The sequence below is a fragment of the Bifidobacterium ruminantium DSM 6489 genome, from assembly GCF_000770925.1.
Lineage (GTDB): Bacteria > Actinomycetota > Actinomycetes > Actinomycetales > Bifidobacteriaceae > Bifidobacterium > Bifidobacterium ruminantium.
Window position 1 is genome coordinate 87,314 of record NZ_JDTK01000001.1, and the last position, 19,610, is coordinate 106,923.

The 19,610-nt window shown below is 58.5% G+C and carries 22 protein-coding genes; 21 read left to right on the forward strand and 1 reads right to left on the reverse strand.

Features of this window, described 5'->3' with window-relative positions:
• The first annotated feature begins 39 nt into the window (after positions 1 to 39).
• The 21 genes from lgt to OU26_RS00480 all read left to right on the forward strand — a co-directional run bounded on the left by lgt (position 40) and on the right by OU26_RS00480 (position 18,672).
• A complete protein-coding gene (lgt, locus tag OU26_RS00380) occupies positions 40 to 1,047 on the forward strand; it encodes a prolipoprotein diacylglyceryl transferase (protein ID WP_026645935.1) in 1,008 nt (335 codons plus the stop codon).
• A gap of 34 nt (positions 1,048 to 1,081) precedes the next feature.
• The gene (gene rpe, locus OU26_RS00385; protein ID WP_026645936.1) at positions 1,082 to 1,747 is read left to right on the forward strand and encodes a ribulose-phosphate 3-epimerase; all 666 of its coding nucleotides are present in this window, start codon (positions 1,082 to 1,084) and stop codon (positions 1,745 to 1,747) included.
• Between the two features lie 28 nt (positions 1,748 to 1,775).
• Positions 1,776 to 2,039, forward strand: a complete 264-nt coding sequence (locus tag OU26_RS00390; RefSeq protein ID WP_003809305.1) for a phosphoribosyl-ATP diphosphatase — start codon at positions 1,776 to 1,778, stop codon at positions 2,037 to 2,039.
• 52 nt (positions 2,040 to 2,091) lie between these two features.
• Positions 2,092 to 2,943 (forward strand): ATP phosphoribosyltransferase, encoded by an 852-nt coding sequence (gene hisG, locus OU26_RS00395; RefSeq protein WP_026645937.1) that lies wholly within the window; start codon positions 2,092 to 2,094, stop codon positions 2,941 to 2,943.
• A gap of 13 nt (positions 2,944 to 2,956) precedes the next feature.
• Entirely contained in the window at positions 2,957 to 3,568 is a 612-nt protein-coding gene (locus OU26_RS00400) for a CDP-alcohol phosphatidyltransferase family protein (protein WP_026645938.1), read from the forward strand.
• A gap of 5 nt (positions 3,569 to 3,573) precedes the next feature.
• Positions 3,574 to 4,545 carry a DUF881 domain-containing protein gene (locus OU26_RS00405; RefSeq protein WP_026645939.1) on the forward strand — a complete coding sequence of 324 codons (972 nt, stop codon included), beginning with the start codon at positions 3,574 to 3,576 and terminating at the stop codon, positions 4,543 to 4,545.
• The gene (locus tag OU26_RS00410; RefSeq protein ID WP_003809295.1) at positions 4,545 to 4,877 is read left to right on the forward strand and encodes a small basic family protein; all 333 of its coding nucleotides are present in this window, start codon (positions 4,545 to 4,547) and stop codon (positions 4,875 to 4,877) included. The genes OU26_RS00405 and OU26_RS00410 overlap by 1 nt, the downstream gene beginning before the upstream one ends.
• Positions 4,878 to 4,883: 6 nt before the next feature.
• Positions 4,884 to 5,714, forward strand: coding sequence for a DUF881 domain-containing protein (locus OU26_RS00415; RefSeq protein WP_026645940.1), 831 nt, complete (start codon positions 4,884 to 4,886; stop codon positions 5,712 to 5,714).
• Between the two features lie 162 nt (positions 5,715 to 5,876).
• Positions 5,877 to 7,910, forward strand: a complete 2,034-nt coding sequence (thrS, locus tag OU26_RS00420) for a threonine--tRNA ligase (protein WP_026645941.1) — start codon at positions 5,877 to 5,879, stop codon at positions 7,908 to 7,910.
• Positions 7,911 to 8,029: 119 nt separating this feature from the next.
• Complete coding sequence (gene pgsA / locus OU26_RS00425; protein WP_026645942.1) at positions 8,030 to 8,692, forward strand: phosphatidylinositol phosphate synthase; 663 nt, start codon at positions 8,030 to 8,032, stop codon at positions 8,690 to 8,692.
• Between the two features lie 131 nt (positions 8,693 to 8,823).
• The gene (locus OU26_RS00430) at positions 8,824 to 9,579 is read left to right on the forward strand and encodes a YebC/PmpR family DNA-binding transcriptional regulator (RefSeq protein WP_026645943.1); all 756 of its coding nucleotides are present in this window, start codon (positions 8,824 to 8,826) and stop codon (positions 9,577 to 9,579) included.
• A 6-nt stretch (positions 9,580 to 9,585) separates the two neighbouring features.
• Positions 9,586 to 10,167 carry a crossover junction endodeoxyribonuclease RuvC gene (gene ruvC / locus OU26_RS00435; protein ID WP_026645944.1) on the forward strand — a complete coding sequence of 194 codons (582 nt, stop codon included), beginning with the start codon at positions 9,586 to 9,588 and terminating at the stop codon, positions 10,165 to 10,167.
• Between the two features lie 47 nt (positions 10,168 to 10,214).
• Positions 10,215 to 10,832 (forward strand): Holliday junction branch migration protein RuvA, encoded by a 618-nt coding sequence (ruvA, locus tag OU26_RS00440; RefSeq protein WP_026645945.1) that lies wholly within the window; start codon positions 10,215 to 10,217, stop codon positions 10,830 to 10,832.
• Between the two features lie 11 nt (positions 10,833 to 10,843).
• Positions 10,844 to 11,917 (forward strand): Holliday junction branch migration DNA helicase RuvB, encoded by a 1,074-nt coding sequence (ruvB, locus tag OU26_RS00445; protein WP_026645946.1) that lies wholly within the window; start codon positions 10,844 to 10,846, stop codon positions 11,915 to 11,917.
• A 63-nt stretch (positions 11,918 to 11,980) separates the two neighbouring features.
• Positions 11,981 to 12,391: a preprotein translocase subunit YajC gene (gene yajC / locus OU26_RS00450; RefSeq protein ID WP_374042511.1), complete on the forward strand. Its 411-nt coding sequence runs from the start codon at positions 11,981 to 11,983 to the stop codon at positions 12,389 to 12,391.
• A gap of 115 nt (positions 12,392 to 12,506) precedes the next feature.
• On the forward strand, positions 12,507 to 13,088 hold the full coding sequence (locus tag OU26_RS00455; protein ID WP_026645948.1) for an adenine phosphoribosyltransferase: 582 nt from the start codon (positions 12,507 to 12,509) through the stop codon (positions 13,086 to 13,088).
• Positions 13,089 to 13,136: 48 nt separating this feature from the next.
• Entirely contained in the window at positions 13,137 to 14,330 is a 1,194-nt protein-coding gene (sucC, locus tag OU26_RS00460; RefSeq protein WP_026645949.1) for an ADP-forming succinate--CoA ligase subunit beta, read from the forward strand.
• Between the two features lie 2 nt (positions 14,331 to 14,332).
• Positions 14,333 to 15,256: a succinate--CoA ligase subunit alpha gene (sucD, locus tag OU26_RS00465; RefSeq protein ID WP_026645950.1), complete on the forward strand. Its 924-nt coding sequence runs from the start codon at positions 14,333 to 14,335 to the stop codon at positions 15,254 to 15,256.
• Entirely contained in the window at positions 15,253 to 16,641 is a 1,389-nt protein-coding gene (locus OU26_RS00470; RefSeq protein WP_026645951.1) for a cell division protein PerM, read from the forward strand. The genes sucD and OU26_RS00470 overlap by 4 nt, the downstream gene beginning before the upstream one ends.
• Positions 16,589 to 18,217, forward strand: coding sequence for a bifunctional phosphoribosylaminoimidazolecarboxamide formyltransferase/IMP cyclohydrolase (gene purH, locus OU26_RS00475; protein WP_026645952.1), 1,629 nt, complete (start codon positions 16,589 to 16,591; stop codon positions 18,215 to 18,217). The genes OU26_RS00470 and purH overlap by 53 nt, the downstream gene beginning before the upstream one ends.
• Positions 18,218 to 18,387: 170 nt before the next feature.
• Positions 18,388 to 18,672, forward strand: a complete 285-nt coding sequence (locus tag OU26_RS00480; RefSeq protein ID WP_026645953.1) for a hypothetical protein — start codon at positions 18,388 to 18,390, stop codon at positions 18,670 to 18,672.
• Here OU26_RS00480 and OU26_RS00485 read toward each other — a convergent pair.
• Positions 18,586 to 19,524 carry an MIP/aquaporin family protein gene (locus OU26_RS00485; protein ID WP_026645954.1) on the reverse strand — a complete coding sequence of 313 codons (939 nt, stop codon included), beginning with the start codon at positions 19,522 to 19,524 and terminating at the stop codon, positions 18,586 to 18,588. The genes OU26_RS00480 and OU26_RS00485 overlap by 87 nt on opposite strands.
• Between the last annotated feature and the right edge of the window lie 86 nt (positions 19,525 to 19,610).

A 19,610-nucleotide genomic window follows, 5' to 3' on the forward strand; every position in this document is an offset into this window, starting at 1 on the left:
ACGCATCATATCGGATACGTGGACTACCATCGGGGAACCATGACACTTGCTTATATTCCGTCACCGACGATTTCGCAGTTTTCCATCGGTCCGGTGACCATACATTTCTATGCGTTGTGCATTCTGCTTGGCATTGTGCTGGCCGTATGGATGACTACCGTCCGCTGGAAGCGATACGGCGGCACCTTCGACCAGATTCTCGACATCACGTTGGTCGCGGTGCCGAGCGGCATCATTGGCGCGCGCCTCTACCACATCATCACCACGCCGGAACGTTTCTTCGGACCGAATGGCGATTGGGTCGAGATGTTCCGAATCTGGAATGGCGGATTGGGCATCTGGGGCGGTGTGCTGCTTGGGGCTCTCGCTGCATGGGCATGGTGCCGGCACAAGCATTATCCGATGGCGCTGCTCGGCGACGCCGTCGCTCCTGGACTGCTTGTGGCGCAGGCCGTGGGACGCTTGGGGAACTGGTTCAATCAGGAGCTCTACGGTGCGCCGACCACGCTGCCGTGGGGTCTGAAGCTCAATATGGAGGGAAGTGCCATAGGCCACAGCGAACAATGCTATGACGGTGCCACCTGCCCGACGGGCACACTGTTCCATCCCACCTTCCTATACGAGATGATCTGGAATCTCATTGGCGCGGTGCTCATCGTGTTCCTCGGATCCAGGATCATGAAAAGACTCAAGGCGGGCTCGTTGTTCGCCATGTACATCATGTGGTATACGGCTGGACGCGCTTGGATCGAGGCTCTGCGCATTGATTTCGCCCACGAATTCCTGGGCGTGCGCATCAATGTGTGGGTCTCCCTGGCGGTGTTCGTGCTCGGTGTGGCAGCCTTCATCGTCGTCCAGCAGATGGGCAAGCCCACCGAACTGCTCGCGGAGAAGCTGCGCACCGTCACCGAAATCGAAACCCGTCTTGCCGATGGTCTTGGATCCGACTCGACGGCTGAAGCCAAGACCATGAATACTGTGGGTGAAATCGCGGCAAACGATGGCTTTTCCGTCTCACATGCCGATGACCATTCCGACAACAAGTGATATCAAGTCGATTACCTTCCATAGAATGAGAGACATGACTATTCAAATCGCACCTAGCATCCTGTCCGCCGATTTCTGCAATCTGGAACGCGACCTCAAGGCCATCTCCAACGCGGATCTCGTCCATGTGGACGTGATGGATCATCATTTCGTTCCGAATCTGACGCTGGGCGAGCCGATTGTGGCTCGCATCTGCCAGGTCACCGACCTGCCTGTCGATGTGCATCTGATGATTGAGGATCCGGATCGTTGGGCTCCGGAATACGCCAAGCTTGGTGCGGCTTCCGTCAGCTTCCATATGGGGGCCGCCCACGCTCCGGTGCGTCTCGCCCGTCAGCTGCGCGACATGGGATGCAAGGCTTGCTTCGCCGTGCGCCCGGCCGAACCGGTAGAGCCGATCTTTGACATTCTCGACGAATTCGATATGGTGCTGATCATGACCGTCGAGCCTGGCTTCGGAGGCCAGAAGTTCCTGGACAACCAGATGGCCAAGGTTCGTCGCCTGCGTGATGAGATCACCCGTCGCGGCTTGAATACCAAGATCCAGGTCGATGGCGGTGTGAGCCCCAAGACCGCGCATATCGTGGCGGAAGCCGGCGCGGATGTGCTGGTCGCAGGCTCCGCCGTGTACGGCGCCGAGAATCCGGCCGAAGCCATCGATTCCATCCGCGAGAAGGCCGAAGCGGCCTTCAAGGCGTGAACGACCACCACACAAGGAAACTACGATTATGAAGACTTTTGAATCGCTGTTCGCTGAACTGAGCGAGAAGGCCGCCACCAAGCAGGCGGGTTCCCTGACCGTCGACGAGCTGGCCAAGGGCACGCATTTCATCGGCAAGAAAATCGTTGAGGAGGCGGGGGAGACCTGGATCGCCGCAGAATACGAGGGTGCCGACCGCACGGCTGAGGAGATGAGCCAGCTCATCTACCATCTGCAGGTCATGATGATCGACCGCGGCATCACGCTCGAGGATATTTACAAGAACCTGTGAGGAAACCCGAGGCCATGCCACTTGACGGTGTGGCCTTTCCTGAAGGAGAACCATGCTGAGAATCGCTGTGCCCAATAAGGGCATGCTGTCCGAACCCGCTTGGAACATGCTGTCCGAGGCGGGCTACCGTTTGAGGAGCAACCCCCGCCAGCTGGTCGTGGAGGATCCCGACAACGAAGTGGAGCTGTTCTACCTGCGTCCATTGGATATCGCCGTGTATGTCGGCCGTGGCACCATTGACGTAGGCATTACCGGCCATGATCTGCTGGTGAATTCCGGAACCGATGCCAAGGAGCACATGCAGCTGGGATTCGGCGCCTCCACATTCCGTTTCGCGGCTCCGAACGATTCGCCGATCACCAAGCTTGAGGACATCGAAGGCAAGCGCGTTGCCACTACGTTCGACAAGCTCGTGCATGACTATCTGGTCGAACATGGCATCAACGCGGAAACCGTGCATCTGGATGGCGCCGTCGAGTCGTCCGTCCAGCTTGGAGTGGCCGACCTGATCGCCGATGTGGTGTCCACCGGTACGACGCTGCGCAACGCAGGCCTTCGTGTCTTCGCCGAGCCGTTGATGCATTCCGAGGCGGTGCTGATCCGTTCTCCTCGTCTCGCCGAGGATGATGATCGGTTGACGATTCTGAGCCGTCGTCTGCAGGGCGTGCTCACCGCTCAGCGATATGTGCTTATGGATTACGACATCCCGGTCGAGAAGGTGTCCACGGCCGTGAACATCACTCCAGGCTTCGAAAGCCCCACAATCTCGCCGTTGCATGACAAGCAATGGGCGGCCGTGCGCGTGGTGGTGCCGAAGGCGAAGGTGAACCTGCTCATGGATCAGTTGTATGAGGTCGGTGCCCGTGGCATAATCGTCACCGCATTGCAGGCTTCGAGAATGTAGCGTCTCTCGCAGTATGGGCAAACTGATTATCAAGAAGCAGTACAGTCCGGAACCACGGGATATTTATTTCACGGTTCCGAATTTCATCAGCCTGTTGCGGATCATTTCGATTCCCTTCATTTCAGTGCTGGTCTCCCACCACAAGATGGTTCCCGCCTTGGTCGTGCTGGCTTTGTCCGCGGTGTCCGACGGACTGGATGGATTGATCGCCAGATCATTCAACCAGGTGAGCAAAATCGGCCAGATCCTTGATCCCATCGCGGATCGTCTGCTGATTTTCTGCAGCATTCTCGCTTTGGGCGTGGCGAATATCATTCCATGGTGGATGCTGATTGTCGTCGGTCTTCGGGATCTGATCATGGCGATTCTCGTGTTGGTTCTCGCGCAGCATGATTATGGTCCGCTGCCCGTCCATTTCGTAGGCAAGGCCGGGACCGCGATGCTGCTGATAGCCATCGTCGCGCTGATTTTCGCCGACATCTGGTCGAATTCCGCTACCGACTCGCTGCATCTCTGCGGTCTTGCCATTGGCATCTGGGGTGTTGGATTGTACTGGCTCGCGGGGTATATCTACATGCGCCAGGGGCTTCAGCTGCTGAAAAACGACAGGGATCATAAGGATTGACACGCATGAATGCCGATGCTCCGCGTTACGCGTCGTTCCCCGTTTCGATGGAGAACATGCCGACGAAGCATCGCGCCGTTTTCTCGGCGTCTTTCACGGGGCTTGCATCGCATCATGTGCAACAGGCCTCCATGTCTGCGATTCCCCAACGGCGCAGACGCACTGAGGAGGATTCGCTTCGTCTCATAGACGATTTGACCAACCGTCCAATGGACGTGCTGTATTCCGATTCCAGATTGGCGACCAAGAAGCGCTCCACCGTATCGATTTGGGCCACCAGAATCCTGGTGTTCCTCATCTGCATCGCGGTCGGTACGGCAGGGAGCGTCTTCGTGCGTCAGCTCAGCACCGATCCGCGCAAGGAAGTGCGTAAACAGCTGGCAAGCCAATTGACGGATCAGACGAAACAGGCCGGTGACCTTACCAAGGAGGTCAACGACCTGCGGTCCCAAGTCGAGACCGAATCAAAATCCGTGGCGAGCTGGTCGCTGAATCAGACGCTGCAGGATGACGAGATGGTCAACGGCACTCTTCCGGTGCAGGGCGAAGGCATCACCCTGACAGTGGCCAACCCGCTTGCGGCCAGCGGTGACAATGTCGATTCCTCATTGCCAAGGGAGAACGGCAGCCAGATCCGCGTCGTCACCGATTCCGATCTGCAGCTGCTGGTCTCCCTGCTATGGCAGTCGGGTGCGGAGGCGATTGCCATCAACGGCAACAGACTCGGCGTGCAGACCTCGATCCGAACGGCCGGTACGACGATCCTCATCGGTGTGAATTCGGTGCAAAGCCCCTATAAAATCGAGGCGATTGGCAATCCGGTGACCTTGTCGAGGGCGGTGGACAAGACGGCGCAGAAAAAGCTGTATGACGATTTCAAGAAGGCCGGCATTTATCCGCAGGTGAGCAGAAGCAAATCCATTACACTGGAAGCTGCGGTCGCGGGCGATACGACTCATGTGAGGAAGGACGAGTAATGGCAGCGGTCTTGGGACTCATCATCGGTGTGGTGATCGGCGTGTTCGTTCGTCCGGACATTCCCATCGAACTGCAGCCATATCTGCCGATTATGGTGCTGGCCGCATTGGATGCTCTGCTGGGCGCGGCGCGCGCGTATTTCCAGCGCAGCTTCTCCGACAAAGTGTTCGTTATCTCCTTCTTCTCGAATGTCATCACCGCCACGCTGCTGGTGTTCCTTGGCAACCAGCTGGGTGTCGGATCTCAGTTGCAGACCGCCGTGATCGTGGTGCTTGGCATACGAATCTTCACCAACGTGTCCTCCATCCGTCGCTTCATCTTCAAAGGCTGATGAGGTATGTCCGCGCATAACGAAAACAATAAGGACGTGCTGTCCAAGATTCATGAGCAGATTGTCAAGGATCAGAACAACGACAACACACAGACCGGCGCGTTCCCCATGGTCAAATCCAAAACGAAACGGATCGTCCTTGACGCGAAGACGACCCGTGCCAGACTGTATTCCAGCATCCTCGTCACAGTGCTGTGCGCATTGCTGGGCTTCGGTTACGCCATCCAGGTGAATAACACCACATCCACGTACGAGACGATGAGCGAGGACGAACTGACCAAGCTCATCAGCGAGACAAGCACCCAGGTTCAGAAGCTCGAGCAGCGCAAGAACGAGCTTTCCAGCCAGTTGAATGCATTGAAGGACACCGCCGACAAGAACGAGAAAGCCGCGGAAATCGCCCGCCAGAATGCGCAGACGAACGGCATACTTTCCGGACGCCTTGCGGCCACCGGCGAAGGCGTGGTTATCCGCATCTCGCAGGGCGACAAACAGAAGATTGATGCCGCGGTCCTGTTCACCCTGCTTGAGGAATTGCGCAACAGCGGCGCCGAGGTAATCGAGATCAACAATGTGCGCGTGGTCACCAGTACCTACATCAGCGACACTTCAAGCGGACTCGTTTGCGACGGCACCAAGCTGAAGGCGCCATACACCATTCGTGCGATCGGTGATATCGATAATCTGCAAAATGCGGTCAATCTCGCTGGTGGCGTAGGTTCGAGGCTCAAGGTGAAATATGGCGCCACGGTGTCCGTCGATCCTTCGGATAAGGTGACGATCAAGTCGACACGTCAGGCTCCACAATATACATACGCGCATGTAGTCGGCCAGTGAAACCGATGCGGGTCGATTGCCCGACAACGTTCGTCCAGCATCGAGACCCCGCCCGCAGGGGGAACGCGCCGTTGTCTGCACTCGCCTTTATCTTGTTCATCGTTGATATTTAGTCCAGGCCTGCACATTGGTAACGCGGACCCCGATAGCAAAGGACATCTCATGGCTGAACAGACCATCTCCATCACACTCAACGGCGAAGCGAAGGAGGTGGCGGCAGACCAGACCGGCGTCCAGCTCTTCTCGGATGACAAGAACATCATCGCGGTTCGTCTGAACGGCGAACCTCGCGACCTCTACACCGAGCTGCACGACGGCGACGTTGTGGAGCCCATCGCCCTCGATAGCGAGGACGGCGTGGCCATCATGCGCCACTCCGCGACCCACGTCATGGCCCAGGCCGTACAGGAAATCCGTCCTGACGCCAAACTCGGCATCGGACCGGTCATCAAGGACGGCTTCTACTACGATTTCGATGTGGACACCCCGTTCACTCCGGAGGATCTCAAAGAGATCGAAAAGCGCATGCAGCGCATCATCAAGTCCTCCCAGTCCTTCCGCCGCCGCGTGGTGACCGAGGAGGAAGCCCTCGCCGAAGAGGCCGATCAGCCTTACAAGCTCGAGCTTATCAAGGACAAGGAGGCCCACCTCGATCCGGAAGCCTCCACTGAAATCGGCGGCAAGGAACTGAGCTTCTACGACAACGTCGACCGTGACGGCAATGTGGTCTGGAAGGACCTGTGCCGCGGCCCGCATCTGCCGAACACCCGCTACATCAAGGCGTTCAAGATTGAGCGTTCCGCCGCCGCATACTGGCGTGGCAGCGAGGCGAACCCTATGCTGCAGCGCATCTACGGTGCGGCATTCGCCACCAAGGAGGATCTGAAGGCCTACCAGACCCGTCTGGAGGAGGCCGCGAAGCGCGACCACCGCAAGCTTGGCGCCGAAATGGATCTGTTCTCCTTCCCGGATGAGATTGGTCCGGGTCTGGCCGTCTTCCACCCGAAGGGTGCCGCCGTCATCAACGCTATGGAGGATTACTCCCGCGAGATGCACCGCAAGCATCACTACAGCTTCGTGCAGACCCCGCACATCACCAAGGGTGGCCTGTATGAGACTTCCGGCCATCTGCAGTGGTACAAGGACAGCATGTACCCGCCGATGCGTCTGGACGAGGAGAAGGACGAGAACGGCAATGTGATCAAGCAGGGCTTCGACTACTACCTGAAGCCGATGAACTGCCCGATGCACAACCTGATTTTCAAGTCCCGTCAGCGTTCCTACCGCGAGCTTCCGCTGCGACTGTTCGAGTTCGGCACCGTGTACCGTTACGAGAAGTCCGGCGAGGTTCACGGTCTGACCCGCGTGCGTGGCCTGACTCAGGATGATTCCCACATCTACTGCACCCGTGACCAGATGAAGGACGAGCTCAAGAGCCTGCTCAACTTCGTGCTGGGACTGCTCAAGGACTTCGGCCTGGATGACTTCTATCTGGAGCTGTCCACCAAGGATCCGCACAAGTACGTCGGCTCCGACGAGATTTGGGAGGAAGCCACCAACACGCTGGCCGAGGTTGCCAAGGAGTCCGGTCTGGAACTGGTCGACGATCCCTGCGGCGCCGCGTTCTACGGCCCGAAGATCTCCGTGCAGGCACGCGACGCGATTGGCCGCACCTGGCAGGTCTCCACCATCCAGCTCGACTTCAACCTGCCTGAGCGCTTCAAGCTCGAGTACATCGCCGCCGACGGCACCCACCAGCGTCCGGTGATGATTCACCGTGCGCTGTTTGGTTCCATCGAGCGTTTCTTCGCGGTGCTGCTCGAGCATTATGCGGGCGCCTTCCCGGCATGGCTCGCCCCCGTCCAGGTGCTTGGCGTGCCGGTCGCGGACGAATTCGCCCCGCACCTGCAGAAGTTCATCGCCAGCCTGGAGGAGGAGACCGTCCGCTGCGAGATCGACCTGTCCGATGATCGTTTCGGCAAGAAGATCCGCAACGCTTCCAAGTCCAAGGCGCCGTTCATCCTCATCGTCGGCGAGGAGGACACAAACAACAACGCGGTGAGCTTCCGTTTCCGTGACGGCAGCCAGCTTAACGGCGTGCCTGTCGACGAGGCGAAGGCGAATATCCTGACCGTTATCAAGAAGCGTGTTCAGGTCAACAACGTCGACGATTTCAAGGCCGCCCTCGCCGACTGAGCGTGGATTGACGGCAACCGGTTCGCTGTGATGCGACCATGATTTGATGGAACGGCGTGCAAACCTCGATTGCGGGGTTTGCACGCCGTTCCGTGTTTTCATCGAAGGAAGTATGCGTAATGCTCGAACATCTCCGTGCCCCATTCAAAAAACTAATCGAGCCAATCGCGAAGGCGCTGATCGCCATAGGGCTAAGCGCCAACGCGGTAACTGTGATTGGAGCCATCGGAACCATCGTCGTAGCCATAGCGACCGGCATCACCGGCTGGCTTTTCGGGGGAGCGGTGGTACTGACCCTGCTGGTGCTCGCTGATTCCTTGGACGGTTCGATCGCGATGCTCACCACGGGTGGCACCGAATTCGGTGCGTTCCTTGACTCCACGCTCGACCGTATCGCCGATTGGGCGATGCTTGTTGGGGTGATCCTCTTCTTCGTGTTGCACGATGATTGGTGGCACACGGGATCCGATGGAGTTCCAGATTATGTGGGCATGATCGGCGTCGTGGCGGCGGCCGTGGCCGTGATGACGTCGTTCGTTACCTCCTACGCCCGTGCCCGGGCCGAATCCGTCGGTTACGAGGTGAGGAACGGCGTGGCCACGCGTGCGGATCGTCTGGTGATCATTCTGGTGGGCATGGCCGTCACCGGGTTGACCCGACAGGGGGTGTGGCTGACCATAGCCATGGTGCTGCTGGCCGTATTGGGACTGGTCACCATGCTTCAGCGGATATTCGAAGCCCGTCGGCAGATGTCCGTCGGTGAGAAAACATACCGGCGTTGAATGCCGTGATCCGGAAAACGCCGACAATGGTTCCGCGCAGCGAAATGCCGAAGGTCTGAATCCTATACTTTGTCTGCGAACCGCTTTAGAATCGTCTCGTTTGAAATATCCGCAACCTGCCTAGGAGCATTATGTCAGGTCATTCCAAGTGGGCGACCACCAAGCACAAGAAGGCCGCCATCGACGCGAAGCGCGGCAAGCTGTTCGCCAAGCTGATCAAGAACATCGAGATCGCAGCACGTATGGGTGGTGGCGATCCTGACGGTAATCCGTCCCTGTACGACGCCATCTACAAGGCCAAGAAGGCTTCCATGCCGGCCGACAACATCAAGCGTGCCGTCAAGCGTGGTTCCGGCGAGGAAGCGGGCGGCGCCAACTATGAGGACATCGTGTACGAAGGCTACGCCCCGGCAGGCGTCGGTCTGATCATCGAATGCCTTACCGACAACCGCAACCGTGCGGCCGCCGATGTGCGTTCCACTCTGACCAAGGGCAATGGCTCCTTGGCGACCACCGGTTCCGTGAGCTTCAACTTCGAGCGCAAGGGCCAGATCGTCGTCCCGGCTGAAGGCGTTGATTTCGACAATCTGTTCGAGAAGGCCGCCGAGGCTGGCGCCGAGGATGTGACCGATGACGGCGAGGTGTTCACCGTCATCACCGATCCTTCCGACATGATCGACGTGCGCAAGGCTCTGCAGGACGCCGGATTCGATTACGATTCCGCGGATCTGGTCATGATGCCGAAGACCGAGGTGGAGCTGAGCCTCGAGGACGCCCAGAAGGTCTCGAAGCTTATCGACAATCTTGACGATCTGGACGATGTACAGAACATCTATTCCAACTGGACTGCCTCCGACGAGGTCATGGCCCAACTGGATGAGGAGTAATCCATCGTGATTATTCTTGGCGTCGATCCCGGGCTGACGCGCTGCGGGGTCGGCGTGATCGAAGCCGGCGCATACCGCCGGCTTTCTTTTATCCACGTGGATGTGGTGCGATCCGATCCCAAGACGTCGCAGGATCTTCGACTTCTGGCCATCTACAACGGACTGGTGGAGAAAATAGAACGATTCGTGCCGGACGCGGTATCCATCGAGCGTGTTTTCGCTCAGGAGAACCGCAATACGGTGCTGGGCACCGCGCAGGCTGCTGGATTGGCCATGCTGGCCGCGGCGCAGCGCGGTATTCCCGTGGCATTGCATACGCCTACTGAATCAAAGCTTGCGATTACTGGCAACGGCAAAGCCGAGAAAATCCAGATGGAGCGCATGGTGGCGCGCATACTTGGGCTGAATGCGTTGCCGAAACCCGCGGACGCGGCGGATGCGCTTGCGATCGCGATATGCCACGCGCTGCGACCGGCCGGCGCATTGCAGGGCGGCGAACGGGAGCAGCATCTTACGGCGGCGCAACGTCAGTGGGCTCAGGCTTCGCAGAAAGCAGCACGCAGACAGGGCGTCCGTAGAGGCATGTAGGCTGTATCGAACAGATGTTCTAGATTTGTTCGAAGGAGTAATCCGCGATGATTGGCATGCTTCACGGCCGTGTGGATTCGGTCGACGCAGTCTCGGCTCTCATCGAGGTCGGCGGAGTCGGATATGAGGTCAGGATGCCGTCGGCGGATCTGGCTTCCATCCATGCCGGACAGGATGTCAGGGTCTACACTTCGTTGAATGTGTCCCAAGATGCCATCACGCTGTTCGGCTTCGGCACCATGGCTTCGAAGCGGATGTTCCTGCAGCTGCAGAAGGTCAGTGGCATTGGCCCCAAGGTCGCGCTGTCGTTGCTGTCCACATTGCCGCCCGACAGGTTGGCGCGCGCGGTGGCCGACGGCGACGCCACAGCGTTGGCCAAGGCTCCGGGGCTGGGCAAGAAGGGCGCTCAGAAAATCATCCTCGAGCTGAAGGGGTCGATTGACCTCAGCCAGATCGAAGGATCCTCCAATGCTGGGGTCTCTTCCGGGGACGCCGGTACGGAGCAGGTGGTCGAGGGGCTGATGTCGCTGGGCTGGCATCAGCAGGATGCCGCCGAAGCGGTTCGGATGGCATGTGCCGACAATCAGATCGAGACACCATTGGACGCAGAGGACGTGCCCCGCGTGCTGAAACTGGCATTGGCGTCTCTGGACAGGGGCAGGTGAGGAAGACCGATATGGAGAACACTGACGCACTTGAACAGCTGAATACCGGTGCGAACGAGGAATCGCTCCGCATGGTTTCCGCCTCGCCAGTCGGTAACGAACCGGTCAGCGACGAGGAGTTGCGTCCTCACGTCCTTGACGGATTCATCGGCCAGCCCAGGCTCAAGGCGCAGCTGCAATTGTTCCTCGACGCTGCCCGCAAACGCGACGTGCCTCCGGACCACATACTGCTTGCCGGTCCTCCTGGGCTTGGTAAAACCACGTTGGCCATGATCGTGGCCAACGAATTGGGCGTTCCGATCCGCATTACTTCAGGTCCCGCCATCCAGCATGCCGGAGACCTTGCCTCGATTCTGAGCTCGCTGGATGCGGGCGAGGTGCTTTTCATCGATGAGATCCATCGTCTGCCCCGCGCAGCCGAGGAACTGCTGTATATTGCCATGGAGGATTTCCGTGTCGATGTGATGGTCGGCAAGGGGCCTGGAGCATCCTCCATTCCACTGACCTTGCCAAGATTCACTGTTGTCGGCGCCACCACCAGGGAAGGCATGCTGCCATCCCCGTTACGCGCGCGTTTCGGTTTCACCGCGCATCTCGACTTCTACCCTCATGAGGAGCTTGAGAAACTGATCGAGCGCTCCGCCGCGGTGCTGGGCATCCAATTGGAGGACGGCGCCGCACGGCAGCTGGCCATGCGTTCTCGAGGCACACCTCGAATTGCTAACCGTCTGCTGCGGCGTGTCAGGGATTGGGCCATCGTGCATGATCTCGAATCGGTGCGTCCTCATGACGTCAAGGAGGCGCTGGCCCTCTATCAGATTGACACCGAAGGCCTGGACCGTTTGGATATCGCAGTGCTTAAAGCCATCGTCACCAATTTCAACGGCGGTCCGGTTGGCCTGAACAATCTGGCGGCGATGGTGGGCGAGGAATCGGAGACCGTGGAAACGGTATGCGAGCCGTACTTGGTGCGTGAGGGTTTTCTGATCCGTACTCCCAAGGGGCGTGTGGCCACGCGCAAGGCGTGGAAGCATCTTGGCCTCACGCCTGACGATTCACGGTTCGATGTCAATAAGACGGCATAGACTCGTTGTCCGGTCGGATTTTGCGTCCCCCTCGTGATAACCCTTCGATATAAGGAGTGTGCTGTGGATCCCAACTCCCTGTTTTTCATCGTCATCTTGGTCGTGATGATCGGCCTGATGTTCTGGCAGTCCAAGAAGGCCAAGCAGCAGCAGGCCGAGCGCAAGGACTTCCGTTCTAATCTGCAGCCGGGTACGGAGATCATCACCATCGGTGGCATTATCGGCAAGGTCGTTTCCGTGGACACCGAGTATGAGGAGATCGTCATCGACTCTGAAGGCTCCCAGCTGCGTTTCGGCTTCAACGCCATCAGCCGCGAGTATGTCCGTCCGGCCTACGTCCATGATGACGAGGTCGATGAGAATGGCAATCCGCTTCCCAAGGACGACCAGCCGGCGCAGGAGCCAATCGACGACGAAACCGTGCAGGACGTCGAATCTGTGCAGCAGATGCCCGTTGAAGGGGAAAAAGACTGATTGCTGGACATGCCCAACGGCGAAAATCTCATTTTCGGGATTTTCGCCGTTCTTTTTCGCGGAGGAAACCTATAATTCAAAGTGCCGTAAACCAAGGTAGAAGGAAACCACTGTCATGGCATCATCGGATATCACTGTCTCGGGTTTGAGCAAGGTCGGAGCCGAAGACGCAGCATATCTTATATCGAAAATACGCACTATTCCGGGCTTTCCGAAGGAAGGCATTCTGTTCCGCGATTTCATGCCGGCATTGGCTGATGCGCGGGCATTCGGCATTCTGATGGATGCGCTCGAGGCCGCGCTTCCCGTCTCCGCTGATGATTTCGACGTGGTGGCTGGTTTGGAGGCACGAGGATTTCTGTTCGGTCCCGCGCTGGCCGCTCGCCTTGGCAAAGGATTCATCGCGGTTCGCAAAGCGGGTAAATTGCCGCCGGAAACCGTGTCCCAAAGCTACGACCTTGAATACGGACAGGCGTCTGTGGAAATCGAAACCAACGCGATTCATGAGGGAGTGCGGGTACTGATCGTCGATGATCTGATCGCCACCGGCGGAACCGCCAATGCCGCGCGCAGCCTGATCGAGAAATGCGGGGGCACGGTTGCGGGCTTCAGCTTCGTCATGGAGCTTATCGGTATCAACGGCATGGAATCACTGGGCTCCTATCCGTCAAGCTCACTGGTCCGCATGCCGGCCTGACCGATGGCTTCGTCAACAACAAAACACAAACAAAGGGAATAATGATCCATGGATCTCTATGAGTACCAGGCCAGGGAGCTGCTCGAGGAGCAGGGCATTCCGACGCCGAAGGCAATATTCGCCCAGAACTCCCATGAAGTGGCCGAGGCGGCCGACCAGATTGGTTACCCCAATGTGATCAAGGCGCAGGTGAAGATCGGACATCGTGGCCAGGCTGGCGGCGTCAAACTCGCCAAGAACCGCGACGAATCCATCCTCGCGTCCGAGGACATCCTGCCGATGACCATTCACAAGCACAAAGTCAGTGGTGTGCTGGTAGCCGAGGCCAAGAACATTCTCCACGAGTATTATGTCTCCATTTCCGTGGATCGGTCGTCACGAGACTTCGATGTTCTGGCCACCGCCAATGGCGGCACGGAGGTCGAGGAGATTGCCAGGGAGCATCCGGAATCCGTCAAACGTCTTCATATCAGCGCGCTTGAGGATTTCGACCTCGAAGCGGCCACCAAGATGGCCGCAAGCATCGGCTTCTACCATGCAGATGTCGATCAGGCCGCGCAGATTCTGCTGAAGATGTGGCGATGCTTCAAGGAGAACGACGCCACATTGGTGGAGATCAACCCGCTTGCCAAGATCGGCGACCCGGATGATGAATCCTCCAAGTCGCTGTGCGCGCTGGACGCCAAGATCTCCCTCGATGACAATGCGGCATTCCGCCATGACGGTTGGAAGCGTTTCGCGGATCCGGTTCACACCGATCCGTTCGAGCAGAAGGCGCGCGAGCACGGTCTGCATTACGTGCACCTCAACGGCTCCGTCGGCGTGATCGGCAATGGAGCCGGTCTCGTCATGAGCTCCTTGGATGCTGTCTCCGGGGCGGGAGAGGATCAGGGCACGAATGTCAAGCCGGCCAACTTCCTCGACATCGGAGGCGGCGCCTCCGCGGAAGTCATGTCGAACAGCCTTGAGATCGTGCTGTCCGACCCGCAGGTCGAATCCGTGTTCATCAACGTGTATGGAGGCATCACCTCCTGCGAGCAGGTGGCGAAGGGCATCCTTGAAGCTCTTGATGAGCTTGGCAGCAGCAAGCCTATCGTCGTGCGGTTCGACGGCAACGCGGCTGCGGAAGGCCTGCGCATCCTGTCCCAGGCCGACCGTGGCAATCTGCACGTCGCGCAAACCATGGAAGAAGCCGCACAACAGGCTGCGCGTTTCGCGGCCAACGGCAAGGAGGTTCGCTGAACATGGCACTTTTCATTGAAGATGGCGCTCCCGTCATCGTGCAGGGTATGACCGGGCATCAGGGTATGACTCATACCGCGCGTATGCTCAAGGCGGGCACCAATATCGTCGGCGGCGTCAACGCCCGCAAAGCGGGATTGGATGTCACGTTCCCTAAGGCCAAGGATGGCCAAGACGCCACCATCCATGTGTTCGCCGACTGTTCGGAAGCCATCGCCGCTACCGGTGCCAAGGCGAGCGTCGTGTTTGTGCCGCCGCGTTTCGCCAAAGACGCTGTCGTCGAGGCTATCGAAGCAGGCATCGAACTGATCGTGGTCATCACCGAAGGTGTTCCGGTCGCGGACAGCGCGTATTTCGTCGAACTCGCACTGCGCAAGGGAGTGCGCATCATCGGACCGAACTGTCCAGGTCTGCTGACCTTGCCGTCCTCCGCGGAAGCGCACGGATGCAATCTCGGCATCATTCCAGATGGCATCGTATCCCGCGGCCCGCTGGGTCTGGTATCCAAGTCCGGCACGCTGACTTATCAGCTGATGGGGGAATTGTCCGATATCGGATTCACCGCATGCTTGGGCGCAGGTGGCGATCCCATCGTTGGAACGACGCTGCAGGAGGCTCTGGAAGCCTTTGAAAACGACGAAGCGACCAAGGCCGTCGTCATGATCGGTGAAATCGGAGGAAACGCCGAACAGGACGCCGCGAAATGGGCTTCCGAACATATGACCAAGCCGGTCGTGGCGTACATCGCGGGCTTCACCGCGCCGGAAGGCAAGCAGATGGGGCATGCGGGTGCCATCGTCTCCGGAGGCAAAGGCACCGCGCAGGACAAGAAGGAAGCTCTGGAGGCCGTCGGTATCAGAGTCGGACGCACGCCAGGACAGACCGCTGAGATCATGCGAGAGGTGCTCGCTTCCCATTCGCTATGATGACGAACCTGAAGTATTGGCTGAAGGGGCTTGCCGTAGCGGCAACGTCCATGATTATCTATGCCGTTGCCCTCGGTTGCTATATGGCATTGATGCTTCTGGTCATTTCCATGGAAGAGGGCGGGGACAATCTTTCCGCCCTCTCCATTTCCCTGACTGAGGCATTGATTCTGCTCAGCCAGGGAACCGGTTTCAAGTCCGGCGCCATCACACTGACGATCATTCCATTGCTGCTCACGTTGCTGCTTATCGCACTAGTCAGGCAGGTGGCGGGGCGTTTCGGCACGAACTGGCGTGGTTTTGTCTCTGGACTGGTGCTTTGGGAGCTGATGAACGTCTTCTTCGTGAGAAGCGTCGATGTCGGTCTTGTCGATTTGATGGCGATGATTCTCCTCAAAGACGCCATCGTCTTCGCTATTGGTTATGCCATTGCGGCTATTCCGAAGTCTGAAAGAACAAGGGATTGCATGGCATGGCTCACCCGGCATGTCTCATCGCCCGTCCGCAGAACCGTGGTCATCGGGGTCGTATTGGGATTGCTGCTTGTCGCAGTGTATCTGGTCGTTGGACTGATTGCAGTCAGCTTTTGGGCGGTCAGCAACCAGTCGGCCGTGGCAAGGCTCTATGAGCTGTCCGGCATGCAGAACGGGTCGCGTATCCTCACCACCATCAGCATGCTTGCATGGCTTCCCAATCTGATGATTTGGGCTGTGTCCTGGGCCTTCGGCGCGGGCTTCTCCATCGGCGACTTGGCGGAGTTCACATTATGGAGTGGCCAAGGTACCGGCCTTCCCGCGTTGCCGATATTCGGCTTGTTTCCGCAGACGGTCGAGACGAATTGGGTGAGGATCGCTCTGATGTGCATCCCTGTGGCGGCTGCGTTCGTGATGGGCATGGTCGTCATGCTGTTCAATAAGGGTTTCCACATCAGGATAGGTGGTTCCGAACAGGACATCGATGTCAGGCACGTCGTGATGAGCTTCGCATATCCCATCGCGGCCTTCTCAATAGCAAGCGCCGTGGTGTCCGTGACTTCCAGCCTATTGTTCTCCTTGAGCAATGGAGGACTGGGTACGAAGCATCTTGCGCATGTGGGTGTCGACGTGATCGCATCGACACGCAAAGTGGGACAGCCAACCGCCGTCGGTCTGTTTTCCGCATGGCTCCTGACTTTGGTGGCCGTATCCATATTTTTCGCCGTACGCTGGATGATAAGGCGTATTCGCGAACAAGGAAGGGGAGACGTAGTTTCCGCTTCCACGAAAACCAGTCGTGAGGAAACACGTGCGTCACGCACGGTCTCCTCGAAAAACAACAACAAGGAGGATCAGGGTGACAACAACGAATCGACCGATACGAAGGGCTCTGGTGTCAGTCTTCCATAAGGAAGGCATCGAGGTTCTCGCCAAGGCGTTCATCAAAGCGGGCACCGAGGTGGTCTCCACCGGTTCCACCGCGAAACGTCTGGCTGAGTTGGGGGTCAAGGTGACTGAGGTCTCCGAGGTCACCGGTTTCCCGGAATGCCTTGATGGCCGCGTCAAGACGCTCGACCCGCATATCCACGCGGGCATCCTCGCCGACATGACCAATCCCGATCATGCCGCGCAGCTCGAGAAGTTCGGCATCAAGCCGTTCGACCTAGTGGTCGTCAACCTGTATCCGTTCGCGGACACGGTTCGATCCGGAGCCGACGAGGCCGCCACCATCGAGAAGATCGATATCGGCGGTCCGTCCATGGTGCGTGGCGCGGCGAAGAACAGCGCCACCGTCGCCATCATCACCGATCCGAACGATTATGCGCTTGTCGCCTCCCGCATCGAGAGCGGTGAGGGCTTCTCTCTCGAGGAACGTCGCTGGCTTGCCGGGAAGGCGTTCGCCCATACTGCGGCGTATGACGCCACCATCAACGAATGGACCTCGAAGCATTGGACGAAGCCGGCTTCCATCCAGGAGACGGCCACTGAGGGCGAGAGCGAAGTGAACGAAGCCAAGTTCCCGGCCACGTTCACCCGCACTTGGGATCGAGCGCATGTGCTGCGCTACGGCGAGAATCCCCATCAGCAGGCTTCGCTGTACTTGGATCCGCTCGACCAGAACGGTTTCGCCCATGCCGAGCAGCTGGGCGGCAAGCCGATGAGCTACAACAACTACGTCGATGCCGACGCTGCATGGCGTGCGGTGTGGGATTTCGCCCCGCAGATCGCGGTCGCCGTCGTCAAGCACAACAACCCGTGCGGTCTGGCCATCGGAGCGACCGTCGCCGAGGCGCATAAGAAGGCGCATGCCTGCGATCCGATGAGCGCATACGGTGGCGTGATCGCCGCCAACAGCAAGGTCACCATGGAAATGGCCGAAAGTGTCCGTCCGATCTTCACCGAAGTCATCGTCGCACCTGACTATGATGCGGACGCGCTCGAGCTGCTGAAGACCAAGAAGAAGAATCTGCGTATCCTGAAGGTGTCCGAGCCGCCGAAGACCAAGACCCAGTTCCGTCAGATCGACGGCGGCCTGCTGGTGCAGTCCACCGATCTGATCGATGCTCCGGGCGATGATCCGAACGCGTGGAAGCTGGTGTCCGGCGAACCCGCCGATGCCGAAACCGTCAAGGATCTGGTATTCGCATGGCGCGCTATCCGTTGCGTCAAATCCAACGCCATCCTCATCGCACATGACCAGGCGACTGTCGGCATCGGCATGGGCCAGGTCAACCGAGTGGATTCCGCGAACCTGTCCGTCGAACGTGCCAACACGCTGGCTGACGGCGCCAACCGCACCAAGGGCGCGGTGGCGGCGTCCGATGCCTTCTTCCCATTCGCCGATGGCGCCGAGATTCTGATCAACGCCGGTGTCAAGGCCATTGTGCAGCCTGGCGGATCCATTCGTGACGAGGAAGTGTTCGAGGCGGCCCGCAAGGCCGGCGTCACCATGTACGTGACCGGCACGCGCCACTTCTTCCACTGAGTCAGTCATATGTCCATTGCCTAATGTCAGTGGACATATGATGTTGTAAATAATGTGGCGTCCGAAACCATGTGTTGGTTTCGGACGCCACATTTCACTATTATGATTACGTTTGTTTTTTATGTCTGGGCACACGTCCACACGTCGATATACAGCGAAAGGCCTGAGATATGAGTCATCCCTATGTTTCCGAAGACCATGAGGGCAAGCCTTGGTTCGAATGGATCGTCGCGTCGATGGTGGTTGTGGCCGCGGTGCTGGCGATCATCGGATACACGAAGGCCGCCACCGTGGTGATTGCGGTGACGGCCATCGTTACGGGACTGGTTCGACTCGTATTGCGTGAACGAAGTCCTTGGAAGGTGCGCTCAGTCGGCTTCGACGCTTTCATCGGCATCGGCCTGGGCGTCGGACTGTTCATCCTGCTCGCCCTCGTGCCCGTCGGCATCGCCTGATGCGTCGTCGTCCATGGCGTTTTCAATCGCTTCGAAATCCTGCTCGGATTTCGAAGCGATTTTCTTTGCGCCGATGATAGACACGACGATGGCGGCCAGAGCGACGACGGCGGCTGCGAGAATCGGGCAGATCCAGAAGACCCACAGCTGCTGGAGCGGCTCTTGGGAAAGACCCTGGTTCTGGGCGAAGATGGCGATGCCGGTGGCGCGCGCCGGATTCAGCGCGGCTCCGGTGACCGGGTAGGTGATCGCGGCGCCAACACCGTAGGCGAATCCCATGGCGATGGCGTGCTGGGTGTTTGACTTTCCGTCCGTGCCGGTGGTGTTCAGTGCGGTCGCGACGATGATGATGCCGGCGATAAGCTCGACGACAATGGCAAGGGTGATGCTGAAGGATACGCCGTAGCTACCGAGCGTGGCGTAGGAGACGGAGTTCTTGTCGAAACCGTTGATTACCGGCGTCATCCAGATCTTCAACGTCACCTGCTCGGAGGTCGGCAACAGAAAACGGGTTGCAGCGCCTGCGCCGATGCCGCCCAGAACCTGGGCGATGATGTAGAGAATTCCATCGAGCACGCGGGTTTTGCCAACAAGCATGGACGCAATGGAGATCGCAGGGTTGAACTGAGCCCCGGAGGCCGCACCGAACATCATGGTGACGGCGGCATACGCCAATCCGGTCAACGGCGCGATGAACGCCATGTTCACGCCGTAGATCGCGGAACCGAACGTGCAGATCGAGTAGATGGCGAAGCAGACGATGAAGCTTCCGACCAGCTCCGCGCCGACGCGCAGAGCCAGTGGCTTGCTTTGTTCTTCCTCTGTTATGGACGTTGCTTCAACAGCAGTCATAGTCTTTCCTCTGTCATATAATGGATACGTTACGGTTTTTGAAAATCGCCGAACGACTGCCATACTACCAGCAGTCCCTATAAGTA

What these genes read in the sequence shown, in the direction of transcription:
- OU26_RS00470 (WP_026645951.1), top strand. Translation starts at nt 15,253, where the DNA reads ATGATGACGAACCTGAAGTATTGGCTGAAGGGGCTTGCCGTAGCGGCA.
- rpe (WP_026645936.1), top strand. Translation starts at nt 1,082, where the DNA reads ATGACTATTCAAATCGCACCTAGCATCCTGTCCGCCGATTTCTGCAAT.
- ruvA (WP_026645945.1), top strand. Translation starts at nt 10,215, where the DNA reads ATGATTGGCATGCTTCACGGCCGTGTGGATTCGGTCGACGCAGTCTCG.
- sucC (WP_026645949.1), top strand. Translation starts at nt 13,137, where the DNA reads ATGGATCTCTATGAGTACCAGGCCAGGGAGCTGCTCGAGGAGCAGGGC.
- OU26_RS00400 (WP_026645938.1), top strand. Translation starts at nt 2,957, where the DNA reads ATGGGCAAACTGATTATCAAGAAGCAGTACAGTCCGGAACCACGGGAT.
- lgt (WP_026645935.1), top strand. Translation starts at nt 40, where the DNA reads ATGACACTTGCTTATATTCCGTCACCGACGATTTCGCAGTTTTCCATC.
- pgsA (WP_026645942.1), top strand. Translation starts at nt 8,030, where the DNA reads ATGCTCGAACATCTCCGTGCCCCATTCAAAAAACTAATCGAGCCAATC.
- OU26_RS00415 (WP_026645940.1), top strand. Translation starts at nt 4,884, where the DNA reads ATGTCCGCGCATAACGAAAACAATAAGGACGTGCTGTCCAAGATTCAT.
- OU26_RS00410 (WP_003809295.1), top strand. Translation starts at nt 4,545, where the DNA reads ATGGCAGCGGTCTTGGGACTCATCATCGGTGTGGTGATCGGCGTGTTC.
- OU26_RS00430 (WP_026645943.1), top strand. Translation starts at nt 8,824, where the DNA reads ATGTCAGGTCATTCCAAGTGGGCGACCACCAAGCACAAGAAGGCCGCC.
- ruvB (WP_026645946.1), top strand. Translation starts at nt 10,844, where the DNA reads ATGGAGAACACTGACGCACTTGAACAGCTGAATACCGGTGCGAACGAG.
- OU26_RS00480 (WP_026645953.1), top strand. Translation starts at nt 18,388, where the DNA reads ATGAGTCATCCCTATGTTTCCGAAGACCATGAGGGCAAGCCTTGGTTC.
- hisG (WP_026645937.1), top strand. Translation starts at nt 2,092, where the DNA reads ATGCTGAGAATCGCTGTGCCCAATAAGGGCATGCTGTCCGAACCCGCT.
- OU26_RS00455 (WP_026645948.1), top strand. Translation starts at nt 12,507, where the DNA reads ATGGCATCATCGGATATCACTGTCTCGGGTTTGAGCAAGGTCGGAGCC.
- sucD (WP_026645950.1), top strand. Translation starts at nt 14,333, where the DNA reads ATGGCACTTTTCATTGAAGATGGCGCTCCCGTCATCGTGCAGGGTATG.
- OU26_RS00485 (WP_026645954.1), bottom strand. Translation starts at nt 19,524, where the DNA reads ATGACTGCTGTTGAAGCAACGTCCATAACAGAGGAAGAACAAAGCAAG.
- OU26_RS00390 (WP_003809305.1), top strand. Translation starts at nt 1,776, where the DNA reads ATGAAGACTTTTGAATCGCTGTTCGCTGAACTGAGCGAGAAGGCCGCC.
- thrS (WP_026645941.1), top strand. Translation starts at nt 5,877, where the DNA reads ATGGCTGAACAGACCATCTCCATCACACTCAACGGCGAAGCGAAGGAG.
- OU26_RS00405 (WP_026645939.1), top strand. Translation starts at nt 3,574, where the DNA reads ATGAATGCCGATGCTCCGCGTTACGCGTCGTTCCCCGTTTCGATGGAG.